General features: G+C 58.4%; 13 protein-coding genes. 10 read left to right on the forward strand and 3 right to left on the reverse strand.

Annotated elements, in window-relative coordinates; genetic code table 11:
• Positions 1-28 precede the first annotated feature (28 nt).
• Entirely contained in the window at positions 29-382 is a 354-nt protein-coding gene (uraH, locus tag ACIPY9_RS20330) for a hydroxyisourate hydrolase (RefSeq protein WP_400705669.1), read from the reverse strand.
• A gap of 332 nt (positions 383-714) precedes the next feature.
• On the opposite strand from uraH, the gene puuE reads away from it, so the two are divergent.
• The 8 genes from puuE to ACIPY9_RS20370 all read left to right on the forward strand — a co-directional run bounded on the left by puuE (position 715) and on the right by ACIPY9_RS20370 (position 8,045).
• The gene (gene puuE / locus ACIPY9_RS20335) at positions 715-1,644 is read left to right on the forward strand and encodes an allantoinase PuuE (RefSeq protein ID WP_400705520.1); all 930 of its coding nucleotides are present in this window, start codon (positions 715-717) and stop codon (positions 1,642-1,644) included.
• Positions 1,641-2,156 carry a 2-oxo-4-hydroxy-4-carboxy-5-ureidoimidazoline decarboxylase gene (uraD, locus tag ACIPY9_RS20340; protein ID WP_400705523.1) on the forward strand — a complete coding sequence of 172 codons (516 nt, stop codon included), beginning with the start codon at positions 1,641-1,643 and terminating at the stop codon, positions 2,154-2,156. The genes puuE and uraD overlap by 4 nt, the downstream gene beginning before the upstream one ends.
• A 36-nt stretch (positions 2,157-2,192) precedes the next feature.
• Entirely contained in the window at positions 2,193-3,188 is a 996-nt protein-coding gene (gene alc, locus ACIPY9_RS20345; RefSeq protein ID WP_400705526.1) for an allantoicase, read from the forward strand.
• Between the two features lie 127 nt (positions 3,189-3,315).
• Positions 3,316-3,831, forward strand: coding sequence for an ureidoglycolate lyase (locus ACIPY9_RS20350; RefSeq protein WP_400705529.1), 516 nt, complete (start codon positions 3,316-3,318; stop codon positions 3,829-3,831).
• A gap of 37 nt (positions 3,832-3,868) precedes the next feature.
• Complete coding sequence (locus ACIPY9_RS20355; protein WP_400705532.1) at positions 3,869-5,155, forward strand: urate hydroxylase PuuD; 1,287 nt, start codon at positions 3,869-3,871, stop codon at positions 5,153-5,155.
• A gap of 421 nt (positions 5,156-5,576) precedes the next feature.
• Entirely contained in the window at positions 5,577-6,362 is a 786-nt protein-coding gene (locus ACIPY9_RS20360) for an outer membrane protein OmpK (protein WP_400705534.1), read from the forward strand.
• Between the two features lie 186 nt (positions 6,363-6,548).
• A complete protein-coding gene (locus ACIPY9_RS20365; RefSeq protein ID WP_400705537.1) occupies positions 6,549-7,211 on the forward strand; it encodes a histidine phosphatase family protein in 663 nt (220 codons plus the stop codon).
• Positions 7,212-7,232: 21 nt separating this feature from the next.
• The gene (locus ACIPY9_RS20370) at positions 7,233-8,045 is read left to right on the forward strand and encodes a phosphatase PAP2 family protein (protein ID WP_400705540.1); all 813 of its coding nucleotides are present in this window, start codon (positions 7,233-7,235) and stop codon (positions 8,043-8,045) included.
• A gap of 120 nt (positions 8,046-8,165) precedes the next feature.
• Here the strand turns inward: ACIPY9_RS20370 and ACIPY9_RS20375 are convergent, their stop codons facing one another.
• The gene (locus ACIPY9_RS20375) at positions 8,166-9,074 is read right to left on the reverse strand and encodes a DUF808 domain-containing protein (RefSeq protein ID WP_400705543.1); all 909 of its coding nucleotides are present in this window, start codon (positions 9,072-9,074) and stop codon (positions 8,166-8,168) included.
• 261 nt (positions 9,075-9,335) lie between these two features.
• Between ACIPY9_RS20375 and ACIPY9_RS20380 the strand changes: the two genes are divergently transcribed.
• Both ACIPY9_RS20380 and ACIPY9_RS20385 read left to right on the forward strand, forming a co-directional pair.
• Complete coding sequence (locus ACIPY9_RS20380) at positions 9,336-10,625, forward strand: hypothetical protein (protein WP_400705546.1); 1,290 nt, start codon at positions 9,336-9,338, stop codon at positions 10,623-10,625.
• Positions 10,626-11,276 (forward strand): LysE family translocator, encoded by a 651-nt coding sequence (locus ACIPY9_RS20385; protein WP_400705549.1) that lies wholly within the window; start codon positions 10,626-10,628, stop codon positions 11,274-11,276.
• Here ACIPY9_RS20385 and ACIPY9_RS20390 read toward each other — a convergent pair.
• Positions 11,214-12,029 carry a helix-turn-helix domain-containing protein gene (locus ACIPY9_RS20390; RefSeq protein WP_400705552.1) on the reverse strand — a complete coding sequence of 272 codons (816 nt, stop codon included), beginning with the start codon at positions 12,027-12,029 and terminating at the stop codon, positions 11,214-11,216. The genes ACIPY9_RS20385 and ACIPY9_RS20390 overlap by 63 nt on opposite strands.
• Between the last annotated feature and the right edge of the window lie 74 nt (positions 12,030-12,103).

Consider the following 12,103-nt stretch of genomic DNA (forward strand, 5'->3'; position numbering starts at 1 on the left):
AAAAGCCCGCCGTGTCAGCGGGCAGCCTTCAACTGCCCCGGTAGCTGGAGTAACTGTAAGGCGAGATTAACAACGGCACGTGATAATGCTCCTGACCGGCATCAATCCCGAAACGCAGCACCACCACGTCGAGAAAGGCCGGCTCAGGCAGGACAAGGCCACGCGCCCGGTAGTAATCGCCCGCCTGAAACTGCAACTGGTAGACACCGGAGCGGTACGCTTCGCCCTGCAACAAGGGCGTATCGCAGCGACCGTCGCTGTTGGTCACGGCCGTGGCCACTCGCTCCAGACGTTCGCCTTCCACCCGGTAGAGTTCAATATGGATGCCGCTGCCGGGGCAGCCGTGCGCCGAGTCCAGCACATGCGTGGTCAAGCGTCCCATGGGTATCAGCGCCTCGTTGAGTGACAGGGGGTTGCCGGGCATGATGCACCATCAAGGTGCCCGACACTGTTGAACCGAGACTGATTAAGACACTTTTCAAAAAACTTGTACACAATAAAACCGGCAAACCTGAATCCCGAAATACCTGGGCAGCGCCGCAGCACCGAAAACACTGAAGCAAAGGAAAGTATTGAGGTTTTTCATTTTAAGCTGACCGGTCAGGCAAGTTTATTGCATAGCCATTCGGACCGAAGAGCAAAATAATACGGGTTACAAGTCGAATATTATTTTGTATACAATCCGTGCATCCACGCACATAAAGGAAGCTTGCAGTGAGCGCTGACTATCCACGCGACCTGATCGGTTACGGCAGCCATCCACCCCATCCTCATTGGCCCGGCAATGCACGCATCGCCCTCTCCTTCGTGCTCAATTACGAGGAAGGCGGCGAGCGCAACATTCTGCATGGCGACAAGGAGTCCGAAGCCTTCCTGTCCGAGATGGTCGCGGCGCAGCCACTGCAAGGCCAGCGCAACATGAGCATGGAGTCGCTGTATGAATACGGCAGCCGTGCCGGGGTGTGGCGCATTCTCAAGCTGTTCAAGCAATTCGATATCCCGCTGACGATCTTTGCCGTGGCCATGGCCGCCCAGCGTCACCCGGACGTGATCCGCGCCATGGTCGCCGATGGCCATGAAATCTGCAGCCACGGCTATCGCTGGATCGATTACCAGAACATGGACGAAGCCCAGGAGCGCGAACACATGCTCCAGGCGATCCGCATCCTGACCGACATCACCGGCGAACGCCCGCTGGGCTGGTACACCGGCCGCACCGGCCCCAATACCCGGCGCCTGGTGATGGAAGAAGGCGGCTTTCTCTATGACTGCGACACCTACGATGACGACCTGCCCTACTGGGAACCGAACACCCCGACAGGCAAGCCGCATCTGGTGATTCCCTACACCCTGGACACCAACGACATGCGCTTCACCCAGGTGCAGGGTTTCAACAACGGCGAGCAGTTTTTCCAGTACCTCAAGGACGCCTTCGACGTGCTGTACGCCGAAGGGGCCGAAGCACCGAAGATGCTTTCCATCGGCCTGCATTGCCGCCTGATCGGTCGCCCTGCCCGCCTCGCGGCGCTCAAGCGTTTCATCGAGTACGTCAAGGGTCATGAGCAGGTGTGGTTCACCCGCCGGGTCGACATCGCCCGCCACTGGCATGCTCAACACCCTTTCACCGCCAAGGCCACGAAATGAGTCATTTCCAGACGCTGACACCTTCGACCCTGAGCCGTGATGCGTTCATTGCGGCCTTTGCCGATATCTACGAGCACTCGCCCTGGGTCGCGGAAAAGGCGTACGACCTGGGCCTGACTCCCGAACTGGATCAGATCGAAAAGCTGCATGCGCGGATGAGCGAGATCCTGCTCGGCGCCGATCATGACCGGCAACTGGCACTGATCAACGCCCACCCGGATCTGGCCGGCAAGGCCGCCGTTGCGGGTGAGCTGACCGAGGCCAGCACCCGCGAACAGGCCGGTGCCGGTATCCAGCAATGCACACCTGAAGAGTTTCAGCGTTTTACCGAACTGAACCAGGCCTACAAGGCCAGGTTCGGGTTCCCGTTCATCATGGCGGTCAAGGGAAGCGACCGGCACAAGATCCTGGCGGCCTTCGAGCAGCGCATCCATCACTCGGCAGAAACCGAGTTTGCCTGCGCGCTGGCCGAGATCAACAAGATTGCCCTGTTTCGCCTGCAACCCTTGTAACCCTTCAACGCCCATTGAGAAAGGCAGACAAAAAGAATGAAAGTTTACGCCGCACCCTTCGAGAAGTTCGTCAACCTGGCCGACGCCCGTCTGGGGACCAAAATCCTTTCCGTCACCGATGACTGGTTCGCCGACGCCAACCGCCTGTTCCAGCCCACGCCTGCGGTGTGGAAGGAAGGCGTGTTCGACGACAACGGCAAGTGGATGGACGGCTGGGAGTCGCGGCGCAAGCGTTTCGAGGGCTATGACAGCGCGGTGATCCGCCTGGGCGTGGCGGGCACGATCAAAGGCGTGGACATCGACACCTCGTTCTTCACCGGCAACTTCCCGCCTTCCGCTTCGCTGGAAGCCTGCTTCCTGGCTTCGGGCGACCCGGATGAAAACACCCAGTGGGTCGAGGTGCTGCCTTCGGTCGAGCTGCAAGGCAACAGCCATCACTACCACGCAATCAGCAACGATCAGGCGTTCAGCCACCTGCGTTTCAATATCTACCCCGATGGCGGCGTGGCGCGCCTGCGCGTGCATGGCATTCCTTTCCGCGACTGGTCCGCCGTCAGCGACAGCGAGCAGATCGACCTGGCTGCCGCCCTCAACGGTGGCCGCTCGATCGCCTGCTCCGACGAGCATTACGGCAGCATGAGCAACATCCTCAACCCGGGCCGTGGCGTGAACATGGGCGACGGCTGGGAAACCGCACGCCGCCGTACACCGGGCAATGACTGGGTGATCGTGGCACTGGGGCATCCGGGTGAAGTGGAAAAGGTCATCGTCGATACCCTGCACTTCAAGGGTAACTACCCGGACAGTTGCTCGATCCAGGGCGCGTTCGTCAAAGGCGGCACCGACGGCCAGATCGAAACCCAGAGCCTGTTCTGGCGCGAACTGCTGCCCAGCCAGAAACTGAGCATGCACGCCGAGCACGAGTTCGCCGAGCAGATCAAGGCCATCGGCCCGATCACCCACATCCGCCTGAACGTGTTCCCGGATGGTGGCGTGAGCCGGTTGCGGGTGCTGGGCAAGATCGCCCGATAAACACATTGATGTGCTGGCCTCTTCGCGGATAAATCCGCTCCCACACAGCCACATCATCACGTAGGAGCGAATTCATTCGCGAAGCGGCCAGCCCCTTTCGCTCCTGCAAGAATTTTGAGAACCCAGCATGCGCAAACTGATTATCGAGCCGTTGACCAAAGAAGCCTTTGCCCCGTTCGGTGATGTGATCGAAACCGATGGCAGTGCTCACTTCATGATCAACAACGGCTCGACACAGCGCTTTCATCGCCTGGCGGAGGTGGAAACCGCTTCGCCGGACGACAAGGCGATCATCAGCATCTTCCGCGCCGAAGCGCTGCAGATGCCGTTGACCATTGCCATGCTGGAGCGCCATCCGCTGGGCAGTCAGGCGTTCATACCGCTGCTCGGCAACCCTTTTCTGATCGTGGTCGCGCCACTTGGCGATGCACCTGAACCAGAGCTGACCCGCGCCTTCGTGTCCAACGGCAGGCAGGGTATCAATTACCATCGCGGCGTCTGGCACCACCCGGTGCTGACGATCGAAAAGCGGGATGACTTCCTGGTGGTTGATCGCAGTGGAACCGGCAACAACTGCGATGAGCATTATTTCGAAGAGAGCCAGTTGATGGTTCTCGATCCCAATACATCAGGAAGGGCCTGAACACCCGCCAAGTGGTGACAGGCAGAAGGAAAAAATCGTGCAGGCACATCTGATGGAATGGCTGAATCTGGGCATACGCTGGATTCACATGATTGTGGGCGTGGCGTGGATCGGCGCGTCGTTCTACTTCGTCTGGCTGGAAAACAACCTCAACCGCTCCAACCCGCGTGAAGGCCTGTCGGGAGATTTGTGGGCCATTCACGGTGGCGGCATCTACCACCTGGAAAAATACAAGCTCGCGCCACCGACCATGCCCGAGAACCTGCACTGGTTCAAATGGGAAGCCTATTCCACCTGGCTGTCGGGGGTCGCCCTGCTGTGTGTGGTGTTCTACGCCAATCCGGTCCTTTATCTGCTGGCACCGGGCAGCAGCCTGTCGGGTGCCGAAGGCGTGCATATCGGCCTGGGCTCACTGTTCGTCGGCTGGTTCGTGTACAGCTTTCTGTGCGACTCGGCACTGGGCAAGCGACCTGTGTTGCTGGGCGTCATTCTGTTCGTGCTGCTGGTGGCGGCAGCCTATGGTTTCAGCAAGGTGTTCAGCGGCCGCGGGGCGTATCTGCATGTAGGGGCCATCATGGGCACCATCATGGTCGGCAACGTGTTCCGCATCATCATGCCCGCCCAGCGCGCGCTGGTCGCCGCCATCGCCGAGAACCGCACCCCGGACCCGGCCCTGCCCGCCAAGGGGCTGCTGCGCTCACGACACAACAACTACTTCACCCTGCCCGTGCTGTTCATCATGATCAGCAACCATTTCCCCAGCACCTACGGCAGCGAATACAACTGGCTGATTCTGGCGGGCATCGCCCTGCTGGCGGTGCTGGTGCGTCATTACTTCAACACCCGGCATGACAGTCACCGCTTCGCCTGGACCCTGCCGGTCGCGGCGCTGGGCATGTTGTGCCTGGCTTATGTCACCGGGCCGTCCCTGCCACCGGCCCCCGCCAAAGCCATCGAATACCAGCCACTGCCAGGCACCGCGGTAGGTGGTTACAGGGCCGATGAAAAACGCCCGGAACCGGTGGCCGCACTTGCCCCGGCAGAACCTGAAAAAGTGGCCGGGATCGAGTTCGGCAAGGTCCATGAGGTGATCAGGCAACGCTGCACCGTTTGCCATTCGGCCACGCCCACCAGCACGCTGTTCAGCGCAGCGCCTGCCGGGGTGATGTTCGACACGGCCGAGCAGATCCAGCAACTGGCCCCGCGCATCAAGGCCCAGGCCATTACCGCGCCGATCATGCCGCTGGGCAACATCACCCAGATGACCCAGCAGGAGCGGGACATGGTGGGTGCATGGATTGATCAGGGGGCGAGTATTCACTGACCTTTTTTCGCGAATGAATTCGCTCCTACCTGGACCGGGTGGGAACGGATTCATCCGCGAACGCAAAACCGCCCCACTTTCGCCTCCCTCGCCCCGTCCTGGAGCACTTGAGCCCACCGGCAACAGCCAGTATCCTCCGCCGCCGCGGATAAGAGAGGGCATTTTTCCCTCTGAAACAGAATTGACCAACCGGTCAGTTAGCTGACTCATCAGTCAAGAGTTCCAATTCCCCGAAAAAGCCCCCTGAATCGGTCTATCTGTACCCTTTCAAGGATTGATAACGCTTTTTTCGCAGATTGGCTCAGCTCTTGCTAACAAACACAAAGCTGACCGAGCAGACAATTTATTACAGACCGAGTAAAGGCGTCACCCATAGAACGCCAACCTCAACCACCACTATCGATACTCAAGGGAGCACCGCATGAACCGTACTTTTTCCAGCCTGTTGCTGGCCGGTAGTCTGTTGACCGCAGGCTCGGCCATGGCCGACGGCCTGTTTCAATGGCAGACCAACAGCCTGACCTACCTCAATGGACGCGACTTCACGGTCAACCCGGAAATCCAACAGACGTTCACCTTTGAACACGCTGATGGCTGGAAATACGGCGACAACTTCTTCTTCGTCGACAAGATTTTCTACAACGGCAAGAAAGACGCGAGCAACGGCCCGAATACCTATTACGGTGAGTTCTCGCCACGCCTGTCGATGGGCAAGATCTTCGGTCAGAAGTTCGAGTTCGGCCCTATCTCGGACGTCCTGCTGGCAGCCACCTATGAGTTCGGCGAAGGCGATAACGAGTCTTACCTGATCGGTCCGGGCTTTGACCTGAACATCCCGGGCTTCGACTACTTCCAGCTCAACTTCTATCAGCGTCAGACCGAAGGCAATCGCGCCGGTGATGGCGTCTGGCAGATCACGCCGGTATGGTCCTACACCATTCCAGTGGGCAAATCCGATGTCGTGATCGACGGTTTCATCGACTGGGTCGTGGACAACGACCGGAATGCACGCGGCACCTACCACGCCAACATGCACATCAACCCACAGATCAAATACGACCTGGGCAAGGCGCTGAATTTCCCCGAGAAGCAACTGTACGTCGGTATCGAATACGACTACTGGAGCAACAAGTACGGCATCAAGGACACTTCGTCCTTCGATACCGATCAGAACACCGCCAGCCTGCTGGTCAAAGTGTTCTTCTGATTCAAGAACAGCATTCGGTGAGGCAGGCAACAACGTTGCCCCTCACCACTGCCAGGCCAATCCTCCCCAATTGTTTTTTCACATGGCACTGACAAGCCATTAACGTGTCACTCCCTAAGCTGCGGTCCAGTTCTCCCCTTTCCTTGCGAAGGCGACCCGGCTTTGAATCCCCTATCGAACACTCAAATGGCTGTTACCAGCCATGCGGGCTACAGAAGTATTGTCCGCGCCCCTCGCGTGCTCCTGTTACTGCCATTGTTGTTGGCGCCTTTCTGGCTGGGCACCTGCCTGCTGGCACCGTCTGGCCCGCTCGACCTTTCCCAGAGCCATAACCTGCGCAAGGCCAATATCCTTGCCCACTGGGCCGAGGGTGATCTGGTGGTTCTGGTACGTCACGCCGAACGTTGCGACCACTCGACCAACCCCTGCCTCGGGCCGTCCGATGGCATCACCCGCAAAGGCCAGGGCATGGCCCTGCAACTGGGTAACGCTTTCAGAGCACTGGGCCTGGACAAGACCGACATTTTCAACAGCCCCCTGATGCGCACCGCCCAGACCGCGCATTTTGCCTTCAATGACGCCAGCCTTGATCAGGACTGGCTCGCCAACTGTCGCCACTCCCTGCTGGACGATATAGAGCAACACAAGGTCGCCCAAAGAAACATGGTCCTGATCACTCACAGCGAGTGTTTCAACGAACTGGAAAAGTCCCTGAAAGTTTCGGCACGCACCGTCCCCGACTATGGAAGTGCCTTGTTTGTGGCCGTCAATAAAGACAATCACAGCCCCCGGATACTGGGCTTTCTCGATGCCCAGGACTGGAAAGCCGTCATACCGCAACAACCATAAGTCACCAGGAAACCTGACCGCGTGAACACTCAAAGAAACCGGTTTTATTCAATGAATGTCGGCATTCCCTTATTGCTGGCTGTTTTTACCTTTGTCGTATTCGATCTCAACGAGCTGGATATCGCCCTCAGCAATCTGCTGTATGACCCTCTGACTCAGACCTTTCCGTTTCAACACGACCGACTGTTTGAAAATCTGACTCACCGCTGGCCACGCATCATCCCGGACTGGACCGGTGAGCTGGCCATGGCAGGTGCCTTGCTTTCATTTGTATGGCCGCGGTTCAAGGCTGACAAACATCCGCGCCTGATTGCCCGGATGGAAAAACTCCGTATTGCCGGAGCACTTGAGTTTCTGACACGCCATCGGCGGGACTTCCTCTTTGTGGTGTTTGCTTTCGCGATCACCACGGGCATGGTCCATTACTTCAAAAGCCACACTGGCATCTACTGCCCTGTTGAAACGACCCTGTATGGCGGTTTTCAGGAAAAGAAAGAATGGTTCGAGAACTTCAACCTGCTGCATGAAGCCGGTAAAGGACGCTGCTGGCCCGGTGGGCATGCTTCCAGCGGTTTTACCCTGTTGGCACTGTACTTCGTCGCCCTGCGCTACCGCTGGCGACATGCCCGCAAGTTGCTGGGCTGGGTGCTGTTGCTGGGCATGGTGTATGGGACCACCCGAGTGCTGCAAGGCTGGCACTTCATGTCCCACACATTCTGGTCCGGCATTCTGGTCTGGTTTTCGATGCTACTGACCGCACTGGCCTTTTATGGCCGTCCGGCACTTCAACCGTCACCTGCTCCTCTCCCCCAACACCTTGAGCTTCAGTCATGAACAAACTTTCGCAGATCACACTGGCGTTCTGGGTCATGAAAAAGGCGGACTGGATTTCGGCACCGTCGGCTCATCACGGATACTGCTGAACGCAGTGGTGGCACTGGTCAGGAACCCGAATCAGGCTTTGGCGGCTTTCCAGACCTTGCCTGCCAGTGTCACCAGCACCACCAGTGCCGCACCGGCAACGATGCCCGCGACGGCATCGAGCAGCGTCGGGATGATGACCGCCAGAACACCGGAGACATTCGCCGCCTGTGCGGTCACGCTTTCGATCCAGTGATGAGCGAAAGGCAGGCCGTGGGTCAGGATGCCACCGCCGACCATGAACATGGCCGCCGTGCCGAGAATCGACAGCACACGCATCAGCACCGGAGCCAGCCAGAGCAGGCCATTGCCCAGTTTCTGCGATGCCGAACCGGCGCTTTTCTTCAAATGCAGGCCCAGGTCATCGAGTTTCACGATACCCGCCACCAGGCCATAGACGCCGACGGTAATGAGCACGGCGACGATCACCAGCACGCCCACCTGATCCAGAAACGGCCGGCTCGACACCACGCCCAATGCCAGCACGATGATTTCCGCCGAAAGGATGAAATCTGTGCGGATGGCGCCTTTGACCCGCTCCTTCTCGAACGCCACCATGTCTGTCGAAGCGTCGCTTATCGCCTGCCTGCGCTCTTCATGTTCGTGACCGCCTTCGGGGTGCAACCATTTGTGGGCCAGCTTCTCGGCGCCCTCGAAACACAGGTAGGCGCCACCGATCATCAGCAAGGGCAGAATGGCCCAGGGTGCAAAGGCGCTGATGAGCAGCGCAGCGGGCACCAGTATCGCCTTGTTGAGCAATGAGCCCTTGGCCACCGCCCATACCACCGGCAACTCGCGGTCAGCCGTTACCCCTGTGACCTGCTGGGCGTTGAGGGCCAGGTCATCTCCCAGCACACCCGCCGTCTTTTTCGTGGCCAGTGCCACATCATCGAGCAGGGTTGCAATGTCATCGAGCAGGGTCAGCAAGCTTCCAGCGGCCAAAATGAAGATCCTTGAGCAAAGAGAAAAACCGAAACGATGCCTATTGAATCACAGGCGGCGGCCGATCGCATGACACACCCAAGGCTTTCCTGTCTCAGAACCGCTTCTGAGCCCGGGTCTGGCATGCATTCTGCTTTTCCAGAGAAAGCTCTCGACACGGGTGTTTGCCCACATCCGGGGTGTATTACGCAACAGCAATTATTTCCAATACCCACCTTGTGCCGACTGTTTTGATTCGCTCCTCATCCAGTGGGAGCCATCATGAACAGCATTTTCTGGCCTAAACGAAAACAGCACCTGATCCGCGCCGTCCAGCTTGCGACACCCGAGACATTTTCCTCTGAGTTGCGTCACTCGTTGAAGAACATCACCCGAAAGGCCAATGCCATTCGAGAGATCGAACGTGCAGATCCACAATACTCGACGCTCGTGCAACCGTTGGTATTGTCCATTGCCCATCATCTGGCCGCGGCATCCGGTCAGTTGCAGGACGAAGCCTCCAGACAAGCCATGGGGCTGGTCGCGGAAGGCATGATGGGCTCCATGGCACTCGAAAATGCAGGGCCTGATCTGGCGGCCCTGAACGAGAAAGAACTGGTGGGCTACGCAGGCCCGCTTTCAACCTGGCTGGGCAAGTCCCGACAAACAGGCTTTTCGGCCTTTTTCGGCACCCCGAACCCAAGGCTCCAGGCGGTTTCGGATGTGGTCGACCAGCATTTCGAGAGCAGTGTGGCCAGGCTTTCCGAGCGCTTTGGCGTCGAGCTTCAGCGCCTGCCCGCCTGTTCCTACAAGATCATCGACCTGTGTGCCATTGCCGGTGAGGCGGATACCTTTCCCAAGCACTTCGCCTATTTCATGCCTGAAGACCAGGGCATCAAATACGCACCGATCAAGCGCACCGTGGTGTTCGCCAACACCTACCTGAGCCTGTACAGGCAGATAGCCCTGGAACAGAAAGCAATCTTTGGCTGGACCGATGACGACCTCCCGTCAGAGCAGGACGCCGAGCGCTACCTGATCGGCTGGTTCAGGGGCCATGACCTGGGGCATTCGATCGTGCTCGGGAACACCGACTACCGAAACCTGAGCCGCCATGACCGCTGGGGTTCAATGGTGGCTCAGGAGGCCGTGGCCGATGTGTTCGGTTTTCTGCTGGCGATGGACCCGGCGATTGCCAAAAGGCTCGATCTGGACCCGATCAAAATGACACGCCTGTACGTGCTGGAACTGTTCCGTTACCTGCGCCGCGGCCCCGAACAATTCCCGGATGCTGGCGCTGCGTACATACAACTGAAAATGCTGGAGGACGCCGGCGTATTGTCGGTGACAAGACCCGGTGCGATCACCATTGATGCCGAAGCCTTTGCACTGGCCATGAACAATATCGCCCGCACACTGCTGACAGCGGTCATGTCCAACGATATCCAGGCGTTCGACGTTTTCCTGAAGACCTACGGTGCCCACCTTTCCCGAGGCGAGGATCTGCTGTTCGGGTTGCCTCTTTGCGAGACCACCCTGTTCTATGAACAGTCATTGCTGGAGAGCGCATAAGTGGAGTTTTACAACGGCTTTCTATTGAGCCTGTCGCTGTGTCTGGAAATTGGCCTGGCCAACATGGCCATGATTACCCTGTCGATGCAGCGCGGCTTCAAACAGGGCGTATGGCTGGGCGTGGGCACCTGCATCGGTGATCTGGTCTACGCGATTCTTGCCCTGGCCGGCATGGCCGTGCTGCTTCAATACGAGGCAGTACGCTGGGCACTGTGGCTGGGCGGCTCGGCGATACTGGCCTACCTGTGCTTCAAGATGGTCGCCAGTGCCATGCAGGTCAAGGCAGGTGTCAGCGAATCGCAGATGCAGTGGGGCAACACCAGCTTTTCGCTTTTTTCCAAGGGCATCTTTCTGGCGATGTCTTCTCCCAGCGCGATCCTGTGGTTTGCGGCCGTGGGTGGCGCGATCATCGCCAAGCAGGGTGTGGATCTGAACAGCTCCATCCTGTTCCTTTCGGGATTTTTCAGTGCCGGGATCTTCTGGGCACTGGTGTTGTGCGGCCTGGCCTACCACGGAGGACAACTGCTGGGGGAACGGATGCTCAGATGGACCTACATTGCCTCGGCCCTGATCTTCGCCTACTTCACCTTATACGTTGTCATTTCCGGCTATATGGAGTTTGTCAGCGCACCGCCCGTCATTGAGCATTGAAGCGTAGCGGACCGGGGATATGCCCATCACCCGCCGGAATGAATTGCACATATGGCCCTGGTCATAAAAGTACAGCTCCGTGGCAACCCTGGCCGCCGCATCGCCACGCCGAAGTCTCTTGCGCACTTCGATCAGTCTGAGCTGCTTCAGAAACTGCATCGGTGCAAGGGACTTCACCATCTTGAAACTGCGGACCAGATGAAACTTCGAGAGCCCGGCCACGGCACTGATGTCCTGCAGGTCAATGTCTTCGTACAGATTGTCGAGCATGAACTCCACCACCCTGGACACCATATCGAGCTCGACCGCCACACTGCCCCGGTCACGAAACCTCGACAGTTCCGCCAGCAACTCGTAAGGCGCCTCTTCGCGACGAGAAGCACTGTCGGCCGCATACAAGGCCGCAATGGCATTGAACAAGGCATCGTCCCGGAAGGCCCCCTCGTCGAAGAGCGGCCCTCGGACATCCCCCAGGACCGACGCCACATGCGCCGCATCCAGATGCACGCTGATGAAACGTGCACCTGCGGTACAAAAACGGGAAGACTGCACCGTCATGGGGTTGTACAGCGTGACCTGACCGGGCAGCACATCCTGCGAGCGGCCGTCGTACCAGATACGCTCGCAACCGGAAAGGTTGGCGCTGATCACATATTCTTCATGGGTATGGCGGGGAAATTCCGCGTTGTGCGCAGAAACCAGAGAGCACTCGGCAAAGGGTCGTTTTGAAAGGACTTCGATAATCGGCGTCACGTTGTTATTCCTTTAACGGCTCTGGCGATCCTTCCCGGTGTTCCATGATCGCGCCTGCGCCCGCCTAGTGAAAT

This window comes from Pseudomonas sp. NPDC089734 (assembly GCF_044748865.1).
GTDB lineage: Bacteria > Pseudomonadota > Gammaproteobacteria > Pseudomonadales > Pseudomonadaceae > Aquipseudomonas.